The 25684-nt window shown below is 69.7% G+C and carries 22 protein-coding genes, 1 tRNA gene and 2 pseudogenes; 9 read left to right on the top strand and 16 right to left on the bottom strand.

The features are described 5' to 3' along the window. The coding region (locus ACFU5F_RS37990; RefSeq protein ID WP_383897662.1) for a helix-turn-helix domain-containing protein at nucleotides 1–194 on the bottom strand (194 nt) is incomplete at its 3' end. A gap of 542 nt (nucleotides 195–736) precedes the next feature. On the opposite strand from ACFU5F_RS37990, the gene ACFU5F_RS37985 reads away from it, so the two are divergent. From ACFU5F_RS37985 to ACFU5F_RS37970, 4 genes are all read left to right on the top strand, one after another. After that, nucleotides 737–1360, top strand: a complete 624-nt coding sequence (locus ACFU5F_RS37985; protein ID WP_383897660.1) for a hypothetical protein — start codon at nucleotides 737–739, stop codon at nucleotides 1358–1360. Between the two features lie 232 nt (nucleotides 1361–1592). Beyond that, nucleotides 1593–1880 (top strand): hypothetical protein, encoded by a 288-nt coding sequence (locus ACFU5F_RS37980; protein WP_383897659.1) that lies wholly within the window; start codon nucleotides 1593–1595, stop codon nucleotides 1878–1880. A 71-nt stretch (nucleotides 1881–1951) separates the two neighbouring features. Beyond that, a complete protein-coding gene (locus ACFU5F_RS37975) occupies nucleotides 1952–2536 on the top strand; it encodes a DinB family protein (RefSeq protein ID WP_383897657.1) in 585 nt (194 codons plus the stop codon). A gap of 94 nt (nucleotides 2537–2630) precedes the next feature. Further along, nucleotides 2631–3470 carry an aldo/keto reductase gene (locus ACFU5F_RS37970; RefSeq protein WP_383897655.1) on the top strand — a complete coding sequence of 280 codons (840 nt, stop codon included), beginning with the start codon at nucleotides 2631–2633 and terminating at the stop codon, nucleotides 3468–3470. A 261-nt stretch (nucleotides 3471–3731) separates the two neighbouring features. Here the strand turns inward: ACFU5F_RS37970 and ACFU5F_RS37965 are convergent, their stop codons facing one another. Both ACFU5F_RS37965 and ACFU5F_RS37960 read right to left on the bottom strand, forming a co-directional pair. Then, on the bottom strand, nucleotides 3732–4850 hold the full coding sequence (locus tag ACFU5F_RS37965) for a fatty acid desaturase family protein (RefSeq protein WP_383897653.1): 1119 nt from the start codon (nucleotides 4848–4850) through the stop codon (nucleotides 3732–3734). A 7-nt stretch (nucleotides 4851–4857) separates the two neighbouring features. After that, nucleotides 4858–5919 carry a ferredoxin reductase gene (locus tag ACFU5F_RS37960; protein ID WP_383897651.1) on the bottom strand — a complete coding sequence of 354 codons (1062 nt, stop codon included), beginning with the start codon at nucleotides 5917–5919 and terminating at the stop codon, nucleotides 4858–4860. An 87-nt stretch (nucleotides 5920–6006) separates the two neighbouring features. Between ACFU5F_RS37960 and ACFU5F_RS37955 the strand changes: the two genes are divergently transcribed. After that, the gene (locus ACFU5F_RS37955; protein ID WP_383897649.1) at nucleotides 6007–7146 is read left to right on the top strand and encodes a PucR family transcriptional regulator; all 1140 of its coding nucleotides are present in this window, start codon (nucleotides 6007–6009) and stop codon (nucleotides 7144–7146) included. 104 nt (nucleotides 7147–7250) lie between these two features. Here ACFU5F_RS37955 and ACFU5F_RS37950 read toward each other — a convergent pair whose 3' ends face one another. The 3 genes and pseudogenes from ACFU5F_RS37950 to ACFU5F_RS37940 all read right to left on the bottom strand — a co-directional run. Next, a complete protein-coding gene (locus tag ACFU5F_RS37950; RefSeq protein ID WP_383897647.1) occupies nucleotides 7251–7700 on the bottom strand; it encodes a hypothetical protein in 450 nt (149 codons plus the stop codon). A gap of 65 nt (nucleotides 7701–7765) precedes the next feature. Beyond that, entirely contained in the window at nucleotides 7766–7966 is a 201-nt protein-coding gene (locus tag ACFU5F_RS37945; protein ID WP_383897646.1) for a hypothetical protein, read from the bottom strand. 125 nt (nucleotides 7967–8091) lie between these two features. Continuing rightward, nucleotides 8092–8191: pseudogene (locus ACFU5F_RS37940) on the bottom strand (IS630 family transposase); the annotation flags it as partial. 250 nt (nucleotides 8192–8441) lie between these two features. Between ACFU5F_RS37940 and ACFU5F_RS37935 the strand changes: the two are divergent. From ACFU5F_RS37935 to rph, 4 genes are all read left to right on the top strand, one after another. Then, nucleotides 8442–8990: a YciI family protein gene (locus ACFU5F_RS37935; RefSeq protein WP_383897645.1), complete on the top strand. Its 549-nt coding sequence runs from the start codon at nucleotides 8442–8444 to the stop codon at nucleotides 8988–8990. Between the two features lie 70 nt (nucleotides 8991–9060). After that, nucleotides 9061–10200 carry a lipase gene (locus tag ACFU5F_RS37930; RefSeq protein ID WP_383897664.1) on the top strand — a complete coding sequence of 380 codons (1140 nt, stop codon included), beginning with the start codon at nucleotides 9061–9063 and terminating at the stop codon, nucleotides 10198–10200. A 703-nt stretch (nucleotides 10201–10903) separates the two neighbouring features. Next, on the top strand, nucleotides 10904–11134 hold the full coding sequence (locus tag ACFU5F_RS37925; RefSeq protein ID WP_383897643.1) for a pentapeptide repeat-containing protein: 231 nt from the start codon (nucleotides 10904–10906) through the stop codon (nucleotides 11132–11134). 354 nt (nucleotides 11135–11488) lie between these two features. Beyond that, nucleotides 11489–14092: a rifamycin-inactivating phosphotransferase gene (rph, locus tag ACFU5F_RS37920; RefSeq protein ID WP_383897641.1), complete on the top strand. Its 2604-nt coding sequence runs from the start codon at nucleotides 11489–11491 to the stop codon at nucleotides 14090–14092. 71 nt (nucleotides 14093–14163) lie between these two features. Here rph and ACFU5F_RS37915 read toward each other — a convergent pair whose 3' ends face one another. From ACFU5F_RS37915 to ACFU5F_RS37870, 10 genes and pseudogenes are all read right to left on the bottom strand, one after another. Further along, nucleotides 14164–14361: a hypothetical protein gene (locus ACFU5F_RS37915; RefSeq protein WP_383897640.1), complete on the bottom strand. Its 198-nt coding sequence runs from the start codon at nucleotides 14359–14361 to the stop codon at nucleotides 14164–14166. A gap of 142 nt (nucleotides 14362–14503) precedes the next feature. Next, a pseudogene (locus ACFU5F_RS37910) lies at nucleotides 14504–14918 on the bottom strand (alpha/beta hydrolase); the annotation flags it as partial. Further along, nucleotides 14917–15540, bottom strand: coding sequence for a hypothetical protein (locus ACFU5F_RS37905; RefSeq protein WP_383897639.1), 624 nt, complete (start codon nucleotides 15538–15540; stop codon nucleotides 14917–14919). The pseudogene ACFU5F_RS37910 and the gene ACFU5F_RS37905, both read right to left, overlap by 2 nt. A 255-nt stretch (nucleotides 15541–15795) precedes the next feature. Next, entirely contained in the window at nucleotides 15796–17403 is a 1608-nt protein-coding gene (locus ACFU5F_RS37900) for a cation acetate symporter (RefSeq protein WP_383897637.1), read from the bottom strand. Continuing rightward, nucleotides 17400–18089, bottom strand: coding sequence for a DUF485 domain-containing protein (locus ACFU5F_RS37895; RefSeq protein ID WP_383897635.1), 690 nt, complete (start codon nucleotides 18087–18089; stop codon nucleotides 17400–17402). The genes ACFU5F_RS37900 and ACFU5F_RS37895 overlap by 4 nt, the downstream gene beginning before the upstream one ends. A gap of 516 nt (nucleotides 18090–18605) precedes the next feature. Then, nucleotides 18606–19691, bottom strand: a complete 1086-nt coding sequence (locus ACFU5F_RS37890; RefSeq protein WP_383897634.1) for a MerR family transcriptional regulator — start codon at nucleotides 19689–19691, stop codon at nucleotides 18606–18608. A 74-nt stretch (nucleotides 19692–19765) separates the two neighbouring features. Beyond that, the gene (locus tag ACFU5F_RS37885; protein WP_383897632.1) at nucleotides 19766–21772 is read right to left on the bottom strand and encodes a serine/threonine-protein kinase; all 2007 of its coding nucleotides are present in this window, start codon (nucleotides 21770–21772) and stop codon (nucleotides 19766–19768) included. Nucleotides 21773–22397: 625 nt separating this feature from the next. After that, nucleotides 22398–22471 (bottom strand) — tRNA-Met (locus ACFU5F_RS37880). A 329-nt stretch (nucleotides 22472–22800) separates the two neighbouring features. After that, nucleotides 22801–24486 (bottom strand): purine-cytosine permease family protein, encoded by a 1686-nt coding sequence (locus ACFU5F_RS37875; protein WP_383897631.1) that lies wholly within the window; start codon nucleotides 24484–24486, stop codon nucleotides 22801–22803. 123 nt (nucleotides 24487–24609) lie between these two features. Continuing rightward, entirely contained in the window at nucleotides 24610–25440 is an 831-nt protein-coding gene (locus tag ACFU5F_RS37870; protein ID WP_383897629.1) for an FCD domain-containing protein, read from the bottom strand. Nucleotides 25441–25684: the final 244 nt, after the last annotated feature.

The following is a 25684-nucleotide window of genomic DNA, read 5'->3' as shown; positions in this document are numbered from 1 at the left end:
GCCCGCAGTACCGGCAACGACGGCAGTCGCTCGCCGCTCGCGGCCTTCGCCAGGGTCGTCACCGAGAAGCCGGCCTTCTTCGCCATGGTCCGGTACGACACGCCACCCGCCGAGCGGCGCAGCTCCCGAAGATCATGGGCGAGTCGCTGCACGGGACCGGCCGCCGGGTCGACCGGTAGTTCGGGACGCCCCATCGGCGAATCCTCTTTCACGTACAAGCGGCACAGTAGATCGACTGCACAAGGTACTTTTCGTCGCCATCGGCCGAGAACCCTTTCCGACTGTGATGTCTGCCGGACCCGTGCGTACCAGTGGTGATGCGTCCGTCCTCCCTGATGGGACGCGGATGGTCGAACGACCTCTGGGCCGGCGGGCTCAGTCGCGTCCTGTTCGCTCTCGTTGCCGAGCGAACACGTGACAACTGGTGGAGAACAGGCCAGGACCACGGCCGGTCATCGGACGTCGTCACGCCTGCCGACCGGCGCTGTCAGCGTTCAGCGTTCAGGGCTCGTCCTCGTCAGACCTCGCCCGGCCCTGGACGGCATCCCAGGCACCCATGTATCCGCAGGTCAGACAGGGTGGGATGGTTCCACCGTGCTCGATCGGCCGTCGGCTGTTGCGCCCGGTGACCGTGACAGCCGATGCTCTTGGTGCCGCACCGACCAGGCCCGGACCGACCAGCCGGCGCCCCACTGCGGCATCCACGTTCAGCGCACACCATTCAGGGGGAACACCCATGTCCATGCGCATCCGAACGAGCGCTCTCACCGCTCTCACCGCCGCCGCCCTCGCGGCGGGCACCCTCTCGACGGCTCCGGCCGCGGGCGCCGCGCCCAAGGCACCCGTGCCCACGTTCCTGTCGGCGTCCCAGCTGCCGCCGCACCCGACGTCGTCCTGGACCGCGGGGCCGGTCACCGAGGGGTTCCCGGAGGCACTCGGCGTCTGCGTGAGCACGGAGGGCGTGCTCGACTACGACTACCGGCACCGGGAGTTCCGGACCGACCTCGACACCAGTGCCGTGCAACTGACCGTCGTGACAGGCACAGCAGCCCAGGCCAAGGCGCTGGCGAAGCACTACGACGACCTGATCCGCACCTGCGCCGACCGCCTCGAGGAGTCCTCGCCCGACATCGACGCCGAGGGCCGGGACTACGGCACGCTGCCGGTCGAGGAGGGCGCCCACGTCCGCGGCCTGAACACCGAGACGTCCTCGGGTGCCAACGACGTCGCCCTGCTGTCGGTCGGACGGGACGGCAGGACCGTCACCGTCGTCCAGTGGGGACAGATGGGCGACTTCGTGAACGCGCCCGTGACCGCCTTCAAGAAGACCACGACCACGGCCGTCAACAAGCTGTACTGACCAGCCGGCCACCACAGAGGTACGGGCCGTCCTCCCGCCACGGGGGTCGGAAGGACGGCCCGTACCGGTCACACCCGCTGGAGCGGGGGGCGGCCAGGTCCGCCCGCGAGGACGCCGTCGCCCGCAAGGACCTGTTCCTGGACCCGACTGCCCGCCGTAGGTACAGGCCGTGCCGCACACTGGGGCAGGTCCCGCTGAAGCAGGACCTCAACCACCAGGAGAGGAAGCGCAGATGGACGTGGGCTCGGTGCTCGGCCACGCGGGCCGGGTGGCGGTCGGCGTGGGCCGGCTCCTGTGGGCGGTGGTGACCGCGCCGACGACGGGCACGGAGGATGACGCCCGGGACGAGATCGACAGACTGGCGCAGAGGATCGAGGACGAGGTACCGGAGGAACTGCGGGACCGGGCGTGGGGTCTGGTCCTGCAGGCGCTGCACGAGGTGCCCCAGGAGATCGAGCAGTTGGTGGAGGAACACTCGGGGCCTGGCGACAAGGGGGCCGACGACCCGTCAGCTCCTTGAGTGAGTGCAGTCGTTGCGGACCACGTGCGGGATCTTGAGGCCATGAGCAGCCCATGGCAGGCTCATGCCGCATGATCGATGACTTCGCGAAGGACAATCTGCACGGGAGACTGCGGCGGGACCGCAAGGCGCTGCTCTGGAAACTCGACGGCCTGTCCGAGTACGACGCCCGCCGACCTCTGACAGCGACCGGAACCAGTCTCCTCGGCCTGGTCAAACACGTGGCCACCGTCGAGGCCAGGTACTTCGGCGAGGTCTTCGACCGTCCTTCCCCGGAACCGTTGCTCCGCTGGCAGGACTCCGACGGCAGCGATCTGTGGGCGGCCGAGGACGAGACCCGCGATCAGATCACCGGGTTCTACCGGCGCACATGGGAACACTCGGACGCGACGATCAACGACCTTCCCCTCGACGCCCCCGGCCACGTGCCGTGGTGGCCGTCGCCTCATGCCGACACGAACCTGTTCGCTGTCATGGTCCATGTCCTCGGCGAGACCATCCGGCATGCCGGGCACGCCGACATTCTGCGCGAGGGCCTCGACGGCCGGACCGGGTTGCGTGCCGAACACGAGGAGCAGATCGACGAGGAAGCCCGTGCGGCCTACTGCGCGAAGATCGAACAGGCCGCCAGGACAGCCGCGCCAGGCGGGGCCTAGAGAGGCCCGATCGGTGGCCAGTTCCTGACGGCAGCCGCTCGTTGTGGCCAACTGCGCTGTTACGTTGCTGCTCGAGCGAGGGGGAGAGCGGCACGTGGCATCGACGGCGTTTCGTATCGGCGGGGATCTCGAAGTGCGGCGGCTGGGGTTCGGGGCCATGCACCTGCCGACCGGACCGGGCCCCGTCCGCGAGGCATCTCTGGCGGTCGCGCGGCGAGCCGTCGAGCTGGGAGTCACGCTGATCGACACCGCGTATCTCTACGGCGGGGGAGCCAACGAGGAACTCCTGGCTGAGGCCCTGCACCCCTACCCCGATGACCTGCAGATCACCACCAAGGTCGGCGTCGCCCGGTCGGGCTCCTCGGGCGAGTGGAAGCTCGACGGGCGGCCGGTGATGCTGCGGGAGCAGGTCGAGCAGGCGCTCCTCCGGCTGCGGGTCGAGCGGATCGAGCTGCTGCAACTGCACCGCATCGACCCCGAGACGCCGCTCGCCGATCAGGTCGGCACCCTGCGGGACCTGCGGGCCGAGGGCAAGATCGGCCGGATCGGACTGTCCGAGGTCACCGTCGACGAACTGAACCAGGCACGGGAGATCGTCGACATCGCGAGCGTGCAGAACCGGTACAACCTGCTGGACCGTGAGCACGAGCCCGTACTCACGGCCTGCGAAGCGGCAGGGATCGCGTTCCTGCCGTGGCGCCCCGTCGCCTGGGGCGATTCAGGCGCGAGGGCCGAGGTCGCCTCCGTAGCCACCGCACTCGACGCCACCCCCACACAGGTCGCGCTGGCCTGGCTCCTCGGCCACTCACCCGTCATCCTCCCGATCCCCGGCACCGCTCGGATCGCTCATCTGGAGGAGAACCTCAGGGCGGAGCGTCTCGACATTCCCCCGCTGTACCGCGATCGACTCGACCGCCTGTCCGAAGGGGCATAGGGCCCCGTCTACCCGGCCGTGACCGAGGCGGGCGATCGACGGAATCGGACCTCGATGGAATCGGACTGCGACGGGATCGGACTTCGGCGGAATGCGCCTCCGGCCGCTCGCCCGTCCGGACAACAGCACAGCCGGCCACCGTGCTGCCCCTGACCCCGTCTCGTACCGTCTGCCATCGCGGTCGCCCACCGTCCGCAACGGATCTCCGACACCTGCGACGCCTCCGCCGGTACGGCCCGACGGCCTGAACCGATACCGGGATCAGGCCGCGATGAGCTCCTGCTCGCGGTCCGGCGTCGTGACCTTGAACTTCTTGTTCGGCAGCGAGAGCCGGAAGACCTTGTGCCACGCGGAGAACACCTGCTTGGGCAGCGGCCCGGAGACGTACTCCAGCTCGTACTTCTCGAACAGCGCGCGCACCTTCACGGCGACCTCGGCGTACCGGTTGCTCGGCAGGTCCGGGAACAGGTGGTGCTCGATCTGGTGCGAGAGGTTGCCCGTCATGAAGTGCATGGCCTTGCTGCCGCTGATGTTGGCCGAGCCCATCATCTGGCGCAGGTACCACTGACCGCGCGTCTCGCCCTTGATCGACCGGCGCTCGAAGACCTGCACGCCCTCGGGGAAGTGCCCGCACATGATCACCGAGTGGGACCAGAGGTTGCGGACCAGGTTGGCGGTGAACGTGGCGGCGAGCGTGGGGAGGAACGACGGGCCCGACAGCAGCGGGTGGATCACGTAGTCCTTGAGCACCTGCTTGCGGATCTTGCGACCCACGGCCTTGGCCCGCGCACGGAACTCGGGGTTCTTACGGCGGCGCTTGTGCAGGTTCTTGCCGAGCTCCAGGTCGTACGCCGCGATGCCGTACTCGAAGAAGCAGGCGTTGATGAAGTTCCACAGCGGCTGGCCGAGGTGGAAGGGGTGCCACCTCTGGTCCTCGTCGACGCGCATGATGCCGTAGCCGAGGTCGTTGTCCTTGCCGATCACGTTGGTGTACGTGTGGTGCAGTTCGTTGTGCGAGTGCTTCCACTGCTCGGCCGGAGAGACGTGGTCCCATTCCCAGGTGGTGGAGTGGATCTTCGGGTCCCGCATCCAGTCCCACTGGCCGTGCAGGATGTTGTGGCCGATCTCCATGTTGTCCATGATCTTCGCCACGGACAGACCGGCGGTGCCGATGATCCACGCGGGCGGGAAGATCGAGAACAGCAGCACGCCCCGGCTGACCAGCTCGAGCTTGCGCTGCGCCGAGATGACCTTGCGGATGTAGGCGGCGTCCTTCTCTCCGCGGTCGGCGATCACCTCGTCGCGGATCGCGTCCAGCTCGCGGCCGAGCTCCTCGATCTGCTCCGCGGTCAGGTGGGCGGTGGGGTCGATGGCGGTCAAGGTGCTCCTACCGTTCGATGTCGCAGGGGCCCGCCGCGGCGGACACGCAGGTCTGGATGAGGACGCCCGGCTCGGCCTCGGTGATCTCGCCGGTGCGCAGGTCGCGGACGGCGCCCGCCTTGAGCGGTGTGACGCAGCCGAAGCAGATGCCCATGCGGCACCCGGACGGCATGAGCACGCCCGCCTCCTCGCCGACGTCCAGCAACGGCGTGGCGCCGTCCGCGTCGACGGTCTTGCCCGTGGTGCTGAACGTGACCTCGCCGCCGCCTCCGTCCGTGGCGACGACGACGCCGGGGCGGAAGCGTTCGGTGTGCAGGCGCTCTCGGACGCCGTGCTCGGTCCAGTGCTGCTCGGCGGCGTCGAGCAGGCCCGCCGGCCCGCAGGCCCAGGTCTCGCGCTCGGCCCAGTCGGGCACGAGTTCGTCGAGACGGGCGATGTCGAGCATGCCGTCCGTGTCGGTGTGCAGCTCGGTGAGGCGCAGCTTCTTCCCCGCGACCAGGTCGTGCAGCTCCTTGCGGAAGATCACGTCCTGCGGCTGTGGTGCGGAGTGGACCATGACGACGTCGTCGAACCCGGTGTCGCGCAGCATGCCCATCACCGGCGTGATGCCGCTGCCGGCCGTCAGGTAGAGCACCTTGGCGGGCTTGGCCCGCGGTAGCACGAAGTCACCGGTGGCCTGGTCGAGCTGGATCAGCGTGCCCGGTGTCGCCCTGCGGACCAGGTGGTTGCTGACCTTGCCGTCCGGGATCGCCTTCACGGTGATCGTGACGCGGCCGTCCCGGCGGTTCGTCGGCGAGGTGAGCGAGTAGGCGCGCCACAGGCGCACCCCGTCGACATCGACCCCGATCCGCACGTACTGACCGGCCGTGTGGCCGCGCCAGCCCCGTCCCGGCCTGATCACGATGGTCGCCGCGTCCTCCGTCTCGGGGTGCACGGCCTCGATGCGCCCCCGCAGGTCGGCGCCCGCACGCAGCGGACTGACCAGGTCGAGGTAGTCCGACGGCAGCAGCGGCGTCGTGACCATCTCCAGCAGTTTCCACGCCCTGCTGCGGAGGGCTGTACTCGTCATGACTCCAGCTTGCTGTGCCGCAGGGCGTAAAGTCCTGACCGTAGGACGTGAATCTGGTCGACTGAATTGTTCGCAGGGAACAAAAACGTGAGCCATGCAATCCGGAGGGCCAGCGAACTGGCCCTGGATGAGACGACGGTCACCGCACTTCGGGCCGCGCTGAGATCCACCGCCGACGAGGTCGTCCAGGCGATCATCGACGAGGTCCCTCCCTACGCCAACGCCCTGTCGGGCCGCATGGGCGGCACCATCCGCCGAGCCGTCCGCACCGCGCTCGGGCACTACCTGGACCTCGCGAGCGGGAAGGCCACGGGCGGCGACGCCGGTGACGCCGCATACGAGCTGGGCCGCGGCGAGGTACGCGACGGCCGCTCGATGGACGCCCTGCTCGGCGCCTACCGCGTCGGCGCCCGGGTGGCCTGGCGATGCCTGGCGGCGGGTGCCGTACCCGCAGGTCTGCCCGCCGCGGAGGTCGCCAAGTTCGCCGAGCTGACCTTCGCCTACATCGACGAACTCTCCGCCGCGAGCGCGGCGGGCCACGCCGACGAACTGGCCGCCCGGGGCCGGGCTCAGGAGCGCCACCTGGAACACCTGGCCCGCGACCTCCTCACCGGGGCGAGCCCGGACGTGCTGGCGGCCTCTGCGCAACGGGCCGGGTGGCAGCCTCCGGCTTCGCTGACCGCGGTCCTGCTGCCGGCCGCCCAGGCCCGGCCCGTCTGGCGCGTGCTCGACCCGAGCACCCTGGTCCTGGACGATCTGCCGGACGCCTCGGGCGTGCTGTTCGTCCCCGATGCCGACCGACCACATCTCCTGAGACAGCTGACCGACCGCAGTGCCGTGGTCGGCCCGGCCCGGCCCTGGACGCAGGCGTCCGCTTCGTACGCACGAGCCGTACGCGCGCGCTCCCTCTCCTCCGATATCCGCGACACCGAGGACCACCTGCCCGAGCTGGTGCTGAGCGCCGACATGGACGCGTTCACGGATCTGCGTGCCCGAGCCCTCGCACCGTTGCGGACCTTGCCCGTCGCGACAGCGCGTCGGCTGGAGGAGACGTTGCGGGCATGGCTGCTGCACCAGGGCAGGCGGGACGAGGTGGCGGCGGCGCTGTTCGTCCATCCCCAGACCGTCCGGTACCGGATGTCGCAGCTGAGGGAGCTGTTTCCGGACCTCGCATCGCCGCACCGGGTCCTGGAACTGACGCTGGCGGTCGGTCTTCGGGAGAGCTGACACGGTCTTCGATCGTCCGCGCGCGGGCAGGGGCGCCCGTGCTGTGACCGCAGAGCCACGCCTCGTCGGGCCGGGAGGCGGGCGTCGACTGATCGACGGCCGAGTCACTGCTCAAGACGGCGAACCAGGAATGTCAGTCCCTCCGGGCTGCTCAACCGCACCACGCGATGATCGGTCTTCTCGGACCAGGTGGCCGAGTCCTGGCCGTGCTCCTGTGCGCGTACGACGACGCTGTCCAGATCCTCGACGTCGACCGCAAGGTCCCACTGCGGAACGGATGCATCAGGTCCACACGGAGCGACGAAATCGGCGCAGTTCAGAGGGGTCCCCTTCGTCGTCTCGTAGAAGTGCCGGGCTTCCTCGGGCCGGTCGCACGTCAGGACCATGCGGTGCGGGGCACCCGCCGAGTGGGACGGGAACTGCCATCCAGCGAAGTTGCGCGGCTGCCACAGGGAGAAGGCGGCACCTACCGGATCAATCAATGTCGCCATGCGCCCCTGATCGCCCGCGTCGAAGGGAGGTACGACAAGCCGAGCGCCGTTCACCGTTGCCACTTCGGCGCGGTGATCGACGTTGTCGACTGCCAGGTAGTAGGCGATGTGGGCGGGTGCTCCCGGTGCTAGACCGGGTTCGCCAGGTCGCTCACGCTGCCGATCAGGTGCCCCTGGACGGTTATCCTGGTGGCCTTTCGCCAGTCCTTCTCGTCCACCGCGAAGCGCCAGCCCAGTGTCTTCGAGAAGAACGTGGCGGTGCCGGCTGGGTCGCGGGTTTTGAGGTCCATCCAGCAGAACTCGTTCAGTGAACCCATACGCGTCGTCATCCTGTGCTCCTGTCGTCTCGATGCTGGGTATCGAGTGCTCAGACGCGCCGCAAGGGATTTTCGGCTGCGCTGCGTAGCAGGGCGGGCCACAACCCGATTCCTGCCACACCGATGCGAGCCTTTCTCTCGTCGTCAGGGCTGAGCGGCCAGGGATGACCTCCCACCCGTCGAGGGGGGCAGGCAGGCCAGGCCGATCTGATCGAACCGGTGGATCACCTCCCGCACAGGAGCGGATGTTCGTCCCGCTGTGGGACGTCAACGTCGGACGCCGCTTCTGTCGCTCGGCTGCAGAGCGGCCGTGTCGGCATGCCACTTGATCCTGATCCCGCGGCCGATGATGGCTACGCCTTGGTCCTGAGCCCGCGGCCGATGATGGCTACGCCGTTCGACTGCGCGCCGCCTCGTTCGGAGCCAGGAGTCACCGCTGCCGAAAGCCAGTTGAGACGGTGCTCATAGTGCGGAAGAGTCTGTGGTCATGGAGTTCTTCTGCTACCACCGTGACCGGCCCGGCTCCCTCGCCTTACGCGAGGAGTTGCTGGAGGAGCACTGGTCCTACATGGACCGGTACGCCAAGGAGCTGATCGCTCGTGGTCCGACTTTCGCCGATGACGGCGAAACACCCACCGGCAGCGTGCACATCGTGAACCTGCCTGATCCCGCCGCCGCCCGCACGTTCGCCTTCGACGAGCCCAACTACCAGGCCGGCGCGTACCGGGACGTGCTGCTGCGCCGGTGGCGCAACGTGCTGGGGCGCACCATGTGGGACTTCCCCGGCGGCCGGACCGAAGGCAACCGCTACCTGGTGCTCGGCCTCGGCGAGGGCCCGGCCGCCGACCTTGCCCTGCCGGCCGACCGGGACGAGCTGGTTGCGTACGGGCCGTTGCTGTCCGATGACGGCAACACCTGGCTGGGGACGGCGGTGCTGCTCAGGGCCCCGGACCCGGACACGGCGCGAGCCGTCCTGACCGTGGGCCGGTATGCGGACATCGAGGTCCACGACTGGGAGTTCGGCGGGCGTCGATGAGCCACGGAGGCGCAGGGTTGATGTCCTCTCCGGTCCGCATCGACCTGGCACAGGAGCGGTGACGATGACGATGCGGGCGGTATCACTGGTGGGCGGGCCGGTGGAGTTCCGGGGGGCGCTGGACCTGGTGACCACGCCGGCAGGGGTGATGCCGCGCCGGTTGCCCGCCTGGACCAAGGACCAGTACCAGGACCCGTCGGTCTACGGGGTGACCGTGATGCCTTCAGGAGTGCGGCTGGTGTTCCGCACCGATGCGCGCGCACTGGAGTTCGATGTCCTGACCACCACCGGCCAGCTCGACTCCGACACCCACCCTCGCCCGACCGGGATGCTGGAGTTGCTGGTGGACGGCGTGTTGGCGGGGCGTCAGCAGTCGCCGGTGGGCAACGTGCTGCGGATGACGGGCCCCGGGGCCGTACAGCGACTCATCCAGGGCGAACCGGGGACCGTACGGTTCGACGGGCTGTCGGCCGACATGAAGAACGTCGAGTTGTGGCTGCCCCAGCAGACCCCGACGGAACTGGTGGCACTGCGCGCCGACGGCGACGTGCTGGCACCGCTGCCGGACGGCCGACGCCGCTGGGTGCACCACGGCAGTTCCCTCAGCCACTGCATCGAGGCTGACGGCCCGACCGGAACCTGGCCGGTGGTGGCAGCCGCACACGGCGGGGTGGAGGTGATCAACCTCAGTCAGGCGGGCAACGCGCTGCTGGACCCCTATGTCGCCCGTACGATCCGCGATACACCCGCCGACCTGATCAGCCTCAAGGTGGGCATCAACATCGTGAGCCTGTCCGCCTTCCGGCTGCGGACGTTCGGCCCGGCGGTCCACGGGTTCCTGGACACGATCCGGGACGGACACCCGGACACCCCACTGCTGCTGATCTCTCCGGTGAGCTGTCCTGTTCTGGAGGAGTGCCCCGGCCCGACCACGACCGGCCCGAACGGCAGGCTCGCTGCCCTGGGCGACCCGGCCGACGTGGCCGGCGGGGCATTGTCGCTGGCGGTGGTCCGTACCGAGCTTGCCCGGATCGTTGCGGTACGACAGGCGTCCGATCCCCACCTCCACCATCTCGATGGACGCGAGCTGCTCGGCCCGGACGAGGTTGACGACCTGGGCGACGGCCTTCACCCCACCGCCGCCGCCTACCGTCGCATGGGCAAGCGATTCGCAGCCCACGCCTTCGTGGCCGATGGCCCCTTTCGCTGACTGAGCAGGGCTCCACACCCTGCCCCGGGTGTGGAGCTTCTGCGTACCGTTCGCACCCTCTCAAGCGCACGAACTCGCGGCTGTCCGGCTGACCCCGCCTTACCGCACAGGGCACCTCCCTGCTCGTCGATCTCTTCTCTTTCATGCTGTTGCCACAGCGTTCACAGTCGGTTGCCGCACAGTCCACAACCCCTACCACCACCTTGTGAGGGACCGTCGCACGGACGAAAGATCTCACATAGCTGAATGTGCCCGTCAGTACGAGGACAATGAGCAGGTCGGGTGCGTCGGCACGCTCCCCCGAGGGGATCCGCGCGGACCGCGTCAGCGGCGGGAGCATCAGTCCCAGACCGGTCAGCAGCGGGACCTGCATCCACCAACGGAAGGAACCGAGCATTCCGGCGACCGGTCGGTGCGCCGTCCCCCGGGGCCGCCACACCCCTGCCGCGCCGACCAGCGCCGACAACAGGGCGGTCCCCACGACCACCGCCGCGCACAGGCTCAACGCGGGCAGTGACCGGGCCGGATACCAGGTGAACCCGAGCAGTCCGCTCCCGGACAGCCAGGGTTCCACGAGCGCGTACCGCGCGAGGTATCGGAGAGGGCACGTCGACAACAGGTCGTACGGACCCCGGCCAGGCCGCACAACTCGGCCAACCTGTACGCCTGTTCTCGTGTCACGGGTCAGAGGCACCCAGCACTCTTGATCGTCTTCTGTCCGGCGCCCAGGCGTGACGCCGATCTCACCGAGACCGACCTGCGTAAGGCGAATCTGCGCAAGGCCGTCGCCCACGACGTGGTCTTCCACCGCGCCGACCTCCGCCTGGCCGACCTGCGCGGCACCGACCTCAGCACCGCCAACCCTGTCGAAGCACACCTGACCGGCGCTAGGGCGACCGCGATCCTGATCTGCCGCGCGCCCTGCCCTGGGTGACCGCGCCGGGCCGGGCCCGCGCTGCCGGGTCCCGTTGCTCCGGGCGGCGTCGAGCGGCCCCTCGCCCCGAATCACCACCGGACATGGAAGAGGGCAAGGAATTCTCTCCTCGCCCTTCTCAACGTATAGCGCACCGGGGGGCTTGCCGCAAGGCCCGGGTGATGCCGCAAAATCATCGGCCGAAGCCACAACCTGCGGAAATGAGGGCCTTCACGTGCGTGTGCTGTCGACGTACCGGGGACGCGACGACGTCGGATCAGGGGTGGGCACGGTGCGGCTGTCGAGAGGGGCCGCGCCGACGAAGCGATCGGACGGTGCAGTGTGATGGGACACGACAGCTGCGGAGGAACGGCGATGAACGGGCCGTACGTGTGGAGTCTTCACGACGTCGACGAGAAGCAGGTCGCGGCCGTCGGCGGCAAGGGCGCGAACCTCGGCGTACTGTCGCGGATCGAGGGTGTCCGTGTGCCGGCCGGATTCTGCGTGACGACCGAGGCCTTCCGGCACATCATGGCGCAGGCGCCGTCGATGGACGAACGGCTCGATCGGCTGTCCCGTCTGGGCCCGGAGGACGGGGAGGCGATCCGCACGCTGAGTGCGGAGATCCGCCGGACCATCGAAGGGATCGCCGTTCCGGACGAGTTGGCGCACGCGATCGCCGCCGCGCTCGCCGAGCTGGGCGAGGGGACCGCCTGCGCCGTTCGCTCCAGCGCGACGGCGGAGGACCTTCCGACGGCGTCCTTCGCCGGCCAACAGGACACGTATCTGAACGTCGTGGGACCGGTGGCGGTTCTCCGCCACGTCAGCCGGTGCTGGGCCTCGCTGTTCACCGAGCGCGCCGTGGTGTACCGCCGACGCAACGGCATCGACCACCGAACGGTTCACATGGCCGTGGTCGTGCAGCACATGGTCGTCCCCGAGGCCTCCGGCATCCTGTTCACGGCCGACCCCGTCACCGGCAACCGCAAGGTCGCCACCGTGGACGCCGGCTACGGCCTCGGCGAGACCCTGATCTCCGGCCTGGTGACCCCGGACGTCTTCAGGGTCCGTGACGGCGAAGTCGTCACGAGGACGATCGCCGTCAAGCCCCGGGCCCTGCACGCCCTGCCGGCCGGCGGCACGCAAGAGGTTGCCGTCGACCCGGAGCGGCAGGAGCAGCCGGCGCTGACCGACGCACAGGCGGTCCGGCTCGTCACGATCGGGCGGCGGATCGAGGCGCACTTCGGCCGCCCGCAGGACATCGAATGGTGCCTGGTCGACGGCGACTTCCGGATCGTCCAGAGCCGACCGATCACGACGCTGTTCCCGGTCCCCGTCCGGGAGACCGGCGACCGGGAGAACCGCGTCTACGTCTCCGTCGGCCACGGGCAGATGATGACCGACGCCATGAAGCCCCTGGGGCTGTCGATGTGGCGGCTGACGGCCATGGTCCCGATGCACGAGGCAGGAGGGCGGCTGTTCGTCGACGTCACCCCGCGTCTGGCCTCGCCCGCGAGCCGCGCCGGTCTCCTGGACGTGATCGGGAGGGGCGATCCGCTGACCAGGGACGCCCTGGAGACCGTCCTCGAACGCGACGACTTCGTGACATCGCTCCCGGACGCGGCTCCCGGCGGACCGCCGGTCGGCGGTGCGTTCGACCCGACCGAGACCGATGCGTCCGTCGTCGCCGAACTGATCGGCCGCAGCCAGGCGTCCGTCGCCGCCCTGGAGCGCGACCTCCGCACGAAGAACGGGCCGGCGCTGTTCGAGTTCCTGTCGGAGGCCTTCGAGGAGCACAAGCGCGTCCTCAGCGATCCGTTGAGCACCCGGGCCATCATGGTGGCGATGGAGGGCACCTGGTGGCTCAACGACAGGTTGCAGGAGTGGCTGGGGGAGAAGAACGCGGCCGACACGCTCACGCTGTCCGCCCCCGACAACATCACGTCGGAGATGGGACTGGCGCTGCTCGACGTCGCGGACGTGATCCGCCCGCATCCGGAGGTGGTGGCGTTCCTGGACGGTGTCCGGGACGAGGAATTCCTCGACGAGCTGCCTCGGCTCACGGGCGGGGCCGAGGCGCGTGACGCCATCGAGACGTACCTCGACCGGTACGGCATGCGCTGCGTCGGCGAGATCGACATCACGCGACCGCGTTGGCGCGAGAGCCCCACCACGCTCGTGCCCGTGATCCTCGACAACGTCAGGAACATCGAGCCCGGCGCCGCCGCGCGGCGCTTCGAGGAGGGCCGGCGGAAGGCGGAGCAGAAGGCGGTCGAGGTGCTGTCACGTCTGCGCGCCCTGCCGGACGGTGACCGCAGGGCCGACGAGACGCGGCGGATGATCGATCAGGTCCGTTCCTTCATCGGGTACCGGGAGTACCCCAAGTACGGCATCATCTGCCGTTACTTCCTCTACAAGCAGGCCCTGCTGCGCGAGGCTGGACGCCTCGTCCGGGCCGGTGTGCTCGCCGCGGAGGAGGACGTCTTCTATCTCACCTTCCAGGAGTTCCACCAGGTCTCGCGCTCGAACCGGGTGGACGACCGGCTGATCCAGCAGCGCAGGGACGCGTTCCGGTCGTACCAGGCGCTGACGCCGCCCCGGGTCCTCACCTCGGACGGCGAGGCTCTCTCCGGGGCGTACCGGCGCGACGACGTGCCGGCCGGCGCCCTGGCCGGCCTTCCGGTCTCGGCCGGTGTCGTGGAGGGAAGGGCCCGCGTCGTCCTCGACATGGCGCAGGCCGATCTCGAGACGGGCGACATCCTGGTCACCACCTACACCGATCCCAGCTGGTCGCCGCTCTTCGTCGGCATCACGGGCCTCGTGACAGAGGTGGGTGGGCTGATGACCCATGGAGCGGTGATCGCCCGGGAGTACGGACTGCCGGCCGTCGTGGGCGTGGAACAGGCCACTCGGCTGATCCGGGACGGGCAGCGGATCCGTGTGCACGCGACCGACGGGTACGTCGAGATCCTGTCCTGACCGATCCGACGCCCCCGGCAGCCATGTGATGGCGGCCTGTCGCAGCGGCCGCACCTGGTACGCCGGGGGCGTCAACGGCCGTACGACATCCATCTGGCCGGGCAGGACTCCGCGGCCGCCGGGTACACCGCACCGGCGGCGAGGCGCAACAGCTCACCGTCGCCCTGCGAGCTGAAGGCCGGGCGGGCCACCGCGCGGCTGTTCAGGGAGACCTCCGCGAGCGACGGCCCTTGGCGGGCAGCCCTTGGTGCACGGCTCGCGGCCGGCATCGGACACGGCTCCGTTCGGCGGATTCCTGCCGATGATCTGCGAGCGTCCAGCGGCAGGGACCGCGGAACGCCTCCTCCCGGGCGGATGGAGCCGCGGGCCATGACCGGCCGTGGGCCCTGGGGCCGATCTGGTCGCCCTGCGTCACGGCGTCGGCAGTTTGCTGTGTTGCACGTGCTCGACCAGAAACGGCAGGACCATGTCGGCCATCTCGTCGGGTACTTCCTCGGCGAGGTCATGTCCGGCGTCGAAGACGTGCCCGATGACGTCATGGGCCATGAGCCGCATCTGGGACTCGTTGCGGTCGCCCAGGAAGGCCGAACCGCCGAGCGCCAGTGCCGGGATCTCCAGCTTCTCCCGCGCGGCCTGCCGGTTCTGTTCGGCGTCGACGAGCATCGCCCGGTATATCGAGAGCATTGCGCGGATGCCGCCCGGCATGGAGTAGCAGCGCACGGGTTCGTCGATCGCGTCGGGGGTGGCGGTGTCGGGCTGGCTGCGCTCGAACTTGATAGGTGATCAGCTCGCGCTCGTGCCCGGCGATCAGCATGCTCGAGATTTCACACCGAGGGGAAGCCGATCGGATGCCATGTCCAGCCGTCGTCCAGGATCCGCGCACCGTCGGGGCTCACATATAGGGCGCCGTGGAAGTAGTCGAGGTGATGCTCCGGCGTAGCACCGCGCTCTGCGGGCTCAGGGTGGGACCGATCGGTCAGCAGCAACTCCGTGTGCGCGTCCGACACATCAAGTCGGTTCCATTCCGTGCGGTGGATCACGACGCAGCGCCCGCGGCTCTGTCCGAACGCCAGCGAGAACGGCACTGTCTCCTCGTGGCAACCGTCGTTCTCCAGGGCCGGCGTGACCTTGCCGGTCCACAGGTCGATCACCTCTCCGAACCGCCCGTAGTCGTTCACCACTGCGGCGAACCTGGCGTCGTGTGAGGCGTGCAGACGTCTGCGCAGCCGGCGGTCGTTCCATGGTTCGTGGTCGGGCTCAGCCGAAACGGTCGTGGTCGTGACGGCCTCGTGCTCACCCGTTGCCGCGTCCCAACGGCTGATCGTGCCGTCTTCCCCCAGCACCGGCCACGCCGGGCGCTCGCCGTCGGGCACCGGCGCCAGATCGGCGACCACTCCCAGGCGCGCTGGCGCCGTCACCTCATCGACGGCGTCATAGCCCTCCGTCATGCTGCCCCCCGAGCCCCGAAACCCACCAGCCCCGAAACCCCACCAGCCCCGAAACCCCACCAGCCCCGAGACCCCACAGCCCCCGAACCGAACCGACAGCATAGACGGGCGCGTTGCAGCTGGCCGGGGCCAGGCCGCTGCTCGGCGGGTGCACCGTCGCCGGCCGCACCTTCAATGCCCATACCCCTCCGCCCGGGCCCGGACGACCAGACGGCGCGAGGCTGCGGGCCGGTCGACCGGGTCTGACGGCGGGGCTCAGCCGCCCCGGCGGCCGGTGCCTGTTCCGGTGAGCACACGGATCTCCATCTCCGCGTAGTCCGCTGCCCCTCCTCGGCGTCGGCGGTCGAGCACCGAGCCGGCCCAGGCGAGCAGGAAACCCGCGGGAATGGAGAGGAGACCGGGGTTTCGCAGCGGGAACACCGCGAAGTCGGCATCGGGCAGCAGAGCGGTCGCATTGCCCGAGACCGCCGGGGACAGCGCCGTCAGCGCCATGGCGACGAGCAGGCCGCCGTACATGCTCCAGACCGCTCCCTGCGTCGTGAAACCCTTCCACCACAGGTTGCAGAGCAGTGCCGGCAGGATCGCGGATGCCGCGATGGCGAAGGCGAGGCTGACCAGGAAGGCGATGTTGAGATGCTGGGCGAGCATCGACAACGCGATCGCCGCCACGCCGATCAGCCCGACGCCCCACCGCGCCACGGTGAGTTCGCTCTTCTCGGACGCTCTGCCCCGCATGATCGTCGCCCCGTAGACGTCGTGGGCCAGGGCCGCCGCCGCGGTGAGGGTGAGCGCGGCGACGACGGCCACGATCGTGACGAACGCGACGCAGGCGACCACGGTGAGCAGGAGCGGCCCGCCCAGGCGCTCGGCCAGCAGGAGCACGGCGGTATTGCCGGAGGCGGCGTCATCCGCGATGCTCTGCGAGCCGATCAGCGCCGCGGAGCCCAGGCCCGTCACGACCTCGAACAGGGTGAAGACGATGACCAGGCAGGCTGCCCACCCGGCCGACCTGCGGGCTCTGCGTCCGCTGGAAACCGTCCCGATACGCATCAGGACGTGCGGCAGGGCCGCCGCTCCCAGCACGAACGCCAGTTGCAGGCTGAGCGAGTCCATCTTGCTGGTGCGGTCGTGGAAGCGGATGCCGGGTTCCAGGAAGGCGTCACCGAAGCCGCTCCGAAGGACGGCGGCGTCCAGCAAACGGGCCGGGCTCCAGCCGAACTCCGACAGGACCGCCAGAACGACGAACAGGCCGGTGGCGAGCAGGACTACGGCCTTGATGCCCTGGACCAGGGTGGCGGCGCGCATGCCGCCGATCACGACGTAGAGGACCATCAGCAGACCGAGGCCGGCCACGACGATCCGCTGGGCGCCGTCCCCGTCGATGCCGAGCACTGTGGCCGCGAGTGCTCCGGCGCCGACGAGCTGGGCGGTCAGGTACAGCAGACAGACGACCACGCTCGTGACACCGGCCGCCAGGTGCGCCGGCCGGGCGTGCAGGCGTAGGGCGAGGGAGTCGCCGATGGTGAAGCGTGCGGTGCTGTGGTACGGCTCGGCGACCAGCAGCACCAGGACGGACCAGGCGACCATGGGTGCCAGTACGTAGGCGATCCCGTCGTAACCGGTGAGCGCGATCAGACCGGGATTGCCCAGCATGCCCGCCGCGGACATGTAACTGCCGAAGATGGCAAGCCCGTTGACGGCCGACGGCAACCGCCGCTGGCCGAGGTAGTAGCCGCTCAGCTCGTCCTTCTCGGGGAGCATCGACCCGATCGAGAGGAGCAGCGTACAGACGACACAGAGGCCGAAGACGGCGAGCAGCGGAAAGGCACCGCCGGAGTCGGAGAGCGCGAGGACGGAGTTCACCGGTGGCTCTCCAGATACGGGAAGGACGCGCGGTGACGCTTGACGAGGGGCTCCAGACGCCTTCCGGCATACCGTGCGTACCACAGGACCGCCCAGCCGGTGAACACCACTTGCGCCAGGACCAGGGTGAGCCCGATGTTGAGGGGCCCGGCCCAGTCGATCGCCATGACACCCGGTGCCTCATTGGCCAGGACGACGCCTGACATCTGGGCGACGACGACCGCGGCGGCGACCCGCGCCGGGCGACGGCGGGCGGCACGCAGTTCACGCAGCGCGGTGGTCTGCCGGGAACCGGGGTACGACTGTGGGGCTGGGTGACCTGACGAGGACGGCGAAGGCATGCGGGGAGCCGTGGGGGAGGCCGCGCCCGGTTCTTCCCAGGCTGCCGGCAACGCAGGAGGCTCGGCGTCGGCGGGGAGGCCGTCGTCCAGGGTCAGATGCCGGGCCATGTCGAGGGCCCAGTCTCTTCGTCTGGCCCGGACGACGTACTCGGAGGCGTCGGCACGGAGCGTGGACTGCCGGTACAGCTGCGAGAGTTCGGCCGGCCGGCCGGCGGCCGCCTGGGCGCGGAAGACCGCCTGCCACAACTCGGTGGCGGAGTACTGCTGTTCGTGGTCGAGGGCACTGAGATAGAGCGCGGCAGCCGCAGGAGGGTCTTGATCGGAAAAGAGATCGCGGGAATCCATCGGTCGTCCTCGGCAGGAAGTGTCACGGATGGGGAGAGCGCGGCGGACGAAGGCTTGTGGCCACACGGCTCCTCCCGACTCGTAGCCGAGGAACCGACGTCGACGACGAAGACACTCGGCAGCGAATGACACCGATACGGACCGGGCATGCCCCGAAACCGTGCACACGGTTCGCCGGCCGAGCCGTCCCGGGCCCCACCGCCGTCCTTGCTTCGTCGGCCCCTACCGTGCCGCAGTGATCAATGGGCCGACAAGTCGGGAACGGCAACGATGTGAGGTACTTGCGTGCGTTGTGTTCACCCACACCCGCCCCCCTCGCGGGGCGGTCGGCCGCAAGGGGAGTGGAGGCGGGCTGCGTGATGGACGCCCTCCTCATCGCGAACGGAGTGGGGCGTACATCGCCCACGAGTCGCGGACGGGCAGGTGACGCAACAGCGGTGACCTGCGCCTGCCCGAGAGCGGTTGCCCGCTGGAGAGGGACCTGTCGCGACGTCGCGGAGATCCGTCAGAAGGGCCCTAGTCCTCCAGGCGAACCGGCATCAGAAGCGAGAAGGCGTGCTCGTCGTCGGGCCTGCGGATCGCGAGCGGCGCCGTGGGCACGCCCAGCTCCAGGACCAGCTCGTCGCGGGCACCGGCGGTGAGCGCGTCCAGCAGGTACGTGCGATTGACGGCCACGTTGTCCTGGTCGTCGTCATCGTCGGCGCAGACGATCACGGTCCCGTTCTCCGCCACCCGGAGCACACTCAGGTCGTACGGCTCGCCGTCCCGCTCACGCCTCTCGCCCTCGCGGACCGGGCCGGTCTGCAATGCCTGGCGGAAGGCCGCCGTCCCGACGCGGGCCCGGCGACCGGCCGGGAGGCGGACGAGGCGACGGTAGTCGGGGAACTCGGCCCCGAGGCTCTGCCCTGCCACCTGCCGGTCCGCGGTCTCGAGCGTCACCCGGTCACCGTCCACGATGAGCTGGGCGGGCCCCTCGCCGGTCAGCAGGGCACGCATCGCGTCGGCGAGCGGAAGGGGCACCACCACCTGCGTCCGGGGCCCGGCGTGCCCGGTCGTACGTGCCTGTGCGACCGCCATACGGTAGCGATCGGTGGCCACGAGGCGGAGCAGCGCTCCTTCGAAGTCGAACAGGATCCCGCCGAGCATCGGCAGCTCCGCGTCGGTACCGGCGGCGAAACGGACCGCGTCCAACGCGGCGGCCACCTCCGGGGCGGGTACGGAGAACCGGGCGGTGGCGGTGTGAAGCGAGGTCATGGGGGTTGTCTCCCTGCGGTCGAGTTGGGCTCGGAGGGTGGAGAACTCACTGCGGGCATCGGACAGCCCCAGCTCGAGCCGGCGAAGGTGCGCCTCAAGAAGACCGCGCACCAGTTCCGTGTCCGCGCCGCCCCAGGCCGCCAGGACGAGCCGGATGTCGGCCAGCGGCATGCCCGCCCGACGCAACCGGGCCAGCAGCCGGGCCTCCACGAGCTGCTCAGGCTCGTACCAGCGGTACCCGCTCACCGGGTCCACCCAGGCGGGTACCAGCACTCCGGCACGGTCGTAGAACCTCAGGGCACTCACCCCGAGCCCGCTGTCCCGGGACATTTCTCCAATGCTGCGCATCTCGCTCTCCACACCCGGGACTCTGGTGCCTCGACCATGTCGAGGGTCAACCTCGGTCCCTGCCCCTTTCCCGATCAGGTGGGACAGTCGGCGAGCGTGGTGGCCGTGCCCCAACGGATCATGAGATAGCCCGACCCGCCGATCTCCGCCACGGCGTAGCGCGTGTACGGCCAGCCGGTGCCCGCACTCTGCCGCTGCTTCACCAGGGCGCGGCACGCCTCACCCGCGGCCATATCGGCCCAGGTCTCGACCTGCTCCTGGTTCCACATCAGGTAGTCCGACCACACGTACATGGCCGAGTGCGCAGGGTCGAAGCCCACCTTGATCTCATCATGGCCGAGGACCTGGCCGGTGCCGAGCGTCGGCCGCATCTCGTTGCTCCGCGCGATGACCTTCTTGGCGGCGCGGTCCGCGACCCGGATCTCGTCGCCGTCGGTACTCGGGACCATCGCCTGCCCGAGGCCGTCCGCGTCCGGCTCCCATTTCGGCTCGGTGTCCGACTCGGTGCCGTCGCTCTGGGCTGTGCCGTCCTCGGCGGCCGACCGACACCGCTCGTCGGCGACGAAGTCCTCCTGCCACGTCACCTGCGGGTCGCGTCCCGCCTCCTCCCGCACCGTGACGTAGGTGCGATACGGCAGATCCGGGTGGACGTCGAGAACCACATCGCGCAACGAGAGACACATCGCTCTGGCGATCTCCGTCTCGGCGATCAGCGTTCCGTGCGCGTCGCTGTCCAGGCTGTACGAGAAATAGACCTCCCGGCGTGCCTCATGGAACGTCACGCTTCCCGGCACGAGTTGGACGTCGCTCATCTCCCCGGACAGAACACCTTGGTCGTGCAGTACGGACCGTGCCACGTCGTGTTCGTCCTGACCCTGAGCCGTACGGGCCTCGGCCCAGCTCACCGCGCTCGCCGCGCCGTCGCTCACCACCTTGCCCCGCTCCGCCGCGGTTCCCGCCTCACCGGTCTTCACGGACTGCGGCCCGGACCCGGCGGACGCGGAGGGTGAAGCCGATGACACGCGATTCCCGTCCTCGGCGGTGTCGCGCATCAGGGCCGTCACTCCGCCGGCGAGAGCGCCGATCACCGCCGCCGCGACGACCACGGCACCCACCCGCCGCCTCGCCGACCGGCCCGGCGGCACCTGCCAAACCGGGTCCTCCCCGGCCGGCACGTCCCACAGCTGGGCGACCACGTCCCCGGCCTGGGTCGGCAGCGCGTCGATGCCCACGACCTGAGTTGCCTGGGAGGCCAGCAACGCCCCGCACAGCCGGGCCACTTCGGTGGCCGCCGGACGGTCCGCCGGTTCCTTCGACAGCGCCGTCTCCAGGATCGGGCGCAAGGACGTGGCGACGCCGTCCAGGTCCGGTTCCCCCGACATGACGCGGAACGCGACCACGTCGGGCGCGCCGGCGCCGAAGGGCAGCCTTCCGGTCGCCGCGTAGGCCACGAGCGCGCCCCACGCGAAGATGTCGCCCGCCGGGCCGGCGGTGCCCTGCCGGTACTGTTCGGGGCTGATCCAGCCCGGTGTCCCGGTCATGACTCCGGTACGGGTGACACTGGTGCCGTCGGAGGCGTGCGCGATACCGAAGTCCAGAACGCGGGGGCCGACGGGCGTGAGAATGACGTTCTGCGGCTTCACATCGCGGTGCACCACGCCGACGGCGTGGATGGCGGCCAGGGCCTGCGCGGTGGCCGCGGCGAAAGCGTACAAGCTCCCGTCGGAGAGCTGCCCCCGCTCGTGCACGTGCTGGTCCAGGGTCGGGCCCGGGACGTAGGCGGTGGCCAGCCACGGGGTCGCCGCATCGGTGTCCGCCGCGAGCAAGGGAATCAGATACGGGCCGGTGACACGGGACGACAGAGCCACCTCACGTGCGAAACGGGCCCTGAACTCCGGCTCCTGCGCCTGCTGGGGATGGATCACCTTGACCGCCACGCGCGTGCCGTCGGACGCGACGCCGGCATGGACGGTCCCCATGCCGCCCGCGCCCAGTCGGCCGACGATGCGGTACGGACCTATGCGGGAGGGATCGCCGGGACGGGCCGGTTGGACTCTTCCGCCGGAGCCGATTGCGCTCACGCGTACTTCCTTGCACTGAGGAGCGGCCTGGACCAGGCCGACAGGGGGTGACGGATCGACAGAGTGGTGTGCCTGCGAGACGACCGACGGCCAGCGGGCGGACGAGGTGTCGAGCGCGCCCAACGGCAGCTCCGCGAGCCCGCAACCGCAGCGAACACCGGCAGCCGCATGCGCGCCCGCGTCAGCGGCCGCCGCAGTCGCTGCTGCTTTGGACTTTCCTCCGGGCCCGGTCGGCTGCCCCAGATGTCACCATTCATCGCATCATCGTGCCTGATCCTGTACCGCGCGATGGCGCGAACAGCGCTATTGCACGCGCCGGTTGCGGGCACGTGGCAACGCGGAGTCGATCTCCTCGTAGATCTCAAAGTGGACAGCAGCCCGGCCGGTCGCCCCCTCTGCGGCTTCGAGGCCCCGCATTGCCGCTGTGTGGGACAGTCACCGTCGATGCGCGACGGGGTCGAACCGGCGGGACCGCGGGCCGCTCTGACGGACACACCGACGCTGAGGGGCAGCGCGGGGACACGCTCTCGCAGGCTCGTCGTCAGATCCGGTTCGCATACGCCGGACTATCCGGTTCCTGACACAACTCCGGCCCCCCAACATGGTGTTGAGGGGCCGGATTTCGTAGCGCGGGCCGGATTTGAACCAGCGACCTCTGGGTTATGAGCCCAGCGAGCTACCGAGCTGCTCCACCGCGCGTCGATGTGTGCCCAGCGTACGCCATAAGGCTGCGCTGCGCCGGGATTTACTGCCAGGGCACCGCGGGAGCAGGTGGTGCGACGTTCCGGCAGGAGATTCGAAGCTCTCAGGACAAAGGTCATCGACGAGGGCTGGCAGGCTGCACTTCGGCAGTCCCCCGCCTGGCCCCAGCCCCAGTAGGCGCGCCGTGCCCGCCCTCGTCCACACGGCCACCGTGCCAGGCCCCGATGGCGCAGCGGGGGTACCGGACCGAACCGACCGTTCAGGTTGGTCGGTTCGGTCCGGCGTCCGCCGTCCGCCGTCCGCCGTCCGCCGTCCGTGCCTCGGGTTCAGACCGTCGCCGGCTGTGCGGGCAGCACGTGGTCGCCGACCTTGTCCGTGCTCAGGCAGAGTGAGCAGACCATCGCGTCGTGGGTGGCGCAGGCGGCCAGGTCGGGGCGCTCGTAGGGCTCGTGGCAGACGTGGCAGCCGTACGTCGTGGCGCTGGGGTTGCCCTCCGCGTCGAGCAGCGGTTCGTCGATACCGTCGTCGGTGCGGCGCAGGTAGTACTTGCCCTTGGTGGCGACGGCCATCAAGGGGGTGAGGACGAAGGCGATGACCGCGGCGGCGACGGGGGAGTAGGGCTGGAGGGTGTCGCCCAGGCCGTGGAAGTACATGGCGATGGACAGGCCTGAGGCGGCGAGGAAGGCCACGACACCGACCGGGTTGACGGCGTAGAGCATGCCGCGGCGGAACTCGGGCTGGAGCGGGGAGAGCTTCAGCAGGTACTTGTTGACGCCGATGTCGGTGGCGACGGTGACGACCCAGGCGATGGCGCAGTTGGAGTAGAAGCCGAGGATGCTGTTGAGGAAGCTGAACATGTCCGCTTCCATCAGGGCCAGCGCGAAGCCGAGGTTGACCAGGACGAAGACCATGCGGCCGGGGTAGCGCTTGGTGACGCGGGTGAAGGAGTTGGTCCACGCGAGAGAGCCGGAGTACGCGTTCGTCACGTTGATCTTGATCTGGCTGATGACGACCAAGGCCACGGCGAGCGGCAGGACCAGCCACGACGGCATCATCGTGTCGAACGCGCTGCGGAACTGCTGGATCGGCTCGGGCGCCGCCTCCGGTCCCACCTCGGCCAGGATGTACACGGCGAGGAAGACACCGATGGCCTGCTTCAAGGCGCCGAGGACGACCCAGCCGGGACCGGCCATGATCACAGCGGTCCACCAACTGTGCTTGTTCGCCTCGGTCTTGGGCGGCATGAAGCGCAGGTAGTCGATCTGCTCGCCGATCTGGGCGATGAGGGAGAGGCAGACGCCCGCGCCCAGCAGAACGGAGGCGGTGTTGACGCCGCCTTCGCCGTCGGTGCCGGCGTAGGAGAGGAAGCGGTCGACGGTGCCGGGGTCGGTGGCGACCAGGTGGACCAGCGGGGCGACCATCAGGATCAGCCAGATCGGGGTGGTCCACACCTGGAGCTTGCTGAGGGCCTTCATGCCGTAGATGACCAGGGGGATGACCATGAGGGTGGAGACCAGGTACCCGAGCCACAGTGGCAGGCCCAGGCCCAGCTTGAGGCCCTGCGCCATGATCGAGCCTTCACGAGCGAAGAAGATGAAGGTGAAGCTGGCGAAGATGACGCTGGTGATGACCGAGCCGTAGTAGCCGAAGCCGGAGCCTCGGGTGATCAGATCCAGGTCGATGTTGTAGCGGGCGCCGTAGTAGGCGAGCGGGAAGCCGGTGACGAAGATGACGACGGCCGCCACCGCGATGGCGAGGAGCGCGTTGCCGGTGCCGTGGGCCAGGCCGATGCCTGCGCCGATGGAGAAGTCGGCCATGTAGGCGATGCCGCCGAGGGCTGTCGTCGCCACGACCGTCGGGGTCCAGCGCCGGTAACTGCGGGGCGCGAAACGGAGGGTGTAGTCCTCCAGGGTCTCCTTGGTCGCCTGGCTCTTCTCTGCGGTCTTGGAGGTCTCGGAGTTCTCGGAGGGGGGTGGGGTGGCAGCGGTCGGGCGTGAGGCTGTGGCGCTCATGGGCGGCCCTTCAGGGGTGGGGGGGGAGGGGAGCGGTAAGCAGTCCCATCGGCGGTGGCTTCGTCGGACGGGAAGCGGAGGGACCGGATGGGGAGCGGGGAACCCGGGTGCGATGCCCGGGATTCAGAGGCGGTCGGCGTGCAGCGCCCTCTGGGTCATGGCGCGCTGGGCTCGTTCGAGCACCACGGCCATGGAGTCGCCGACGTGGGCGTGCAGCGCCCGATAGCCGTCGTCGAGCCGGCCGTCGCGGACGAGCTCCATGATCTCGATGTGCTCGGTGATGGTCGTCTCCACCCGGTCGCGGGTGAGGAAGTCGTACATCCGGACCCGCCGGATGCGCTCGCAGACGGCCACCAGGGCGTCGGTGAGCGCCGGATTGCCGGAGGCTCGGGAGAGTTCGGCGTGGAAGCGTTCGTCCTGGACGACGAAGCGCGGGTCCGGCGTCGGCGGCCGCTGACGCATGGTGTACCAGCGCTCCAACTCGGCGCCGATGAGCACGGGATCGTGCCGGACGGAGGAGTCCTCGATCGCGCGGGCGATCCCGCGCAGCTCCAGGGTGACCCGGAGTTCGTAGAGGTCCCGGAGCTGGACGAGGTTGGGGATCACGACGAAGAAGCCGCCGTCGCCACGCTCGATCAGCCCGTCGGCCAGCAGCCGTGCCAGTGCCTCCCGCACCGGGGTCCGTGACACTCCGAAGCGGGCCGCGAGCCGTATCTCGGCCAGTCGCTCACGCGGGCCGAAGTCGCCGTCGAGTACAGCTGTCCGCAGCTGCGCGTAGACGGTCTCGCGCAGCGAGAGCGCGGGGGACGCGTCCGGATCCGGTGCGGAGCCGGGACTTCTGTCGGGGGCGGTGCCCGCAGCCCCATTCGGGCCGGTGCCCGGGGGCAGACCCGGGAGGCAGCCCGGATGTGGATCCGAGACCGCATCCGACGGCGTATACAGCAGGGAATCCATGAGCGGACACGCTAGAAATCGCTTGTTTCCCCGAAGGTCCTGGTGTGGTGAACGGCCGGTTTCCCGTACCTCACCCGCTCACCCCTCGGCCGCCCCCGTATGCCGGATGCCATGGCCGGAGCACGGGCCCTCGGCCGTCGGCCACAGCCGGCCACCCGCTCGGGCCGGATCCAGCAGGTGATGCGCTCACCCCACCACTGACCGGCACAGTCGGTCGGTACGACGGGGCCGGGCCCGCCGGGTG

This window comes from Streptomyces sp. NPDC057438 (assembly GCF_042802995.1).
In the GTDB taxonomy this organism is placed as follows: domain Bacteria; phylum Actinomycetota; class Actinomycetes; order Streptomycetales; family Streptomycetaceae; genus Streptomyces.
The sequence above is the reverse complement of the archived record's forward strand: the minus strand, read 5'-3'. Positions and strand labels throughout refer to the sequence as shown.

Excerpts from the sequence above, each read along its gene's own strand:
- ACFU5F_RS37875 (WP_383897631.1), bottom strand. The coding sequence starts at position 24,486 with ATGAGCGCCACAGCCTCACGCCCGACCGCTGCCACCCCACCCCCCTCC.
- rph (WP_383897641.1), top strand. The coding sequence starts at position 11,489 with ATGAACGGGCCGTACGTGTGGAGTCTTCACGACGTCGACGAGAAGCAG.
- ACFU5F_RS37930 (WP_383897664.1), top strand. The coding sequence starts at position 9,061 with ATGCGGGCGGTATCACTGGTGGGCGGGCCGGTGGAGTTCCGGGGGGCG.
- ACFU5F_RS37985 (WP_383897660.1), top strand. The coding sequence starts at position 737 with ATGTCCATGCGCATCCGAACGAGCGCTCTCACCGCTCTCACCGCCGCC.
- ACFU5F_RS37870 (WP_383897629.1), bottom strand. The coding sequence starts at position 25,440 with ATGGATTCCCTGCTGTATACGCCGTCGGATGCGGTCTCGGATCCACAT.
- ACFU5F_RS37980 (WP_383897659.1), top strand. The coding sequence starts at position 1,593 with ATGGACGTGGGCTCGGTGCTCGGCCACGCGGGCCGGGTGGCGGTCGGC.
- ACFU5F_RS37975 (WP_383897657.1), top strand. The coding sequence starts at position 1,952 with ATGATCGATGACTTCGCGAAGGACAATCTGCACGGGAGACTGCGGCGG.
- ACFU5F_RS37915 (WP_383897640.1), bottom strand. The coding sequence starts at position 14,361 with ATGCCGGCCGCGAGCCGTGCACCAAGGGCTGCCCGCCAAGGGCCGTCG.
- ACFU5F_RS37905 (WP_383897639.1), bottom strand. The coding sequence starts at position 15,540 with ATGACGGAGGGCTATGACGCCGTCGATGAGGTGACGGCGCCAGCGCGC.
- ACFU5F_RS37895 (WP_383897635.1), bottom strand. The coding sequence starts at position 18,089 with ATGGATTCCCGCGATCTCTTTTCCGATCAAGACCCTCCTGCGGCTGCC.
- ACFU5F_RS37960 (WP_383897651.1), bottom strand. The coding sequence starts at position 5,919 with ATGACGAGTACAGCCCTCCGCAGCAGGGCGTGGAAACTGCTGGAGATG.
- ACFU5F_RS37890 (WP_383897634.1), bottom strand. The coding sequence starts at position 19,691 with ATGCGCAGCATTGGAGAAATGTCCCGGGACAGCGGGCTCGGGGTGAGT.
- ACFU5F_RS37935 (WP_383897645.1), top strand. The coding sequence starts at position 8,442 with ATGGAGTTCTTCTGCTACCACCGTGACCGGCCCGGCTCCCTCGCCTTA.
- ACFU5F_RS37945 (WP_383897646.1), bottom strand. The coding sequence starts at position 7,966 with ATGACGACGCGTATGGGTTCACTGAACGAGTTCTGCTGGATGGACCTC.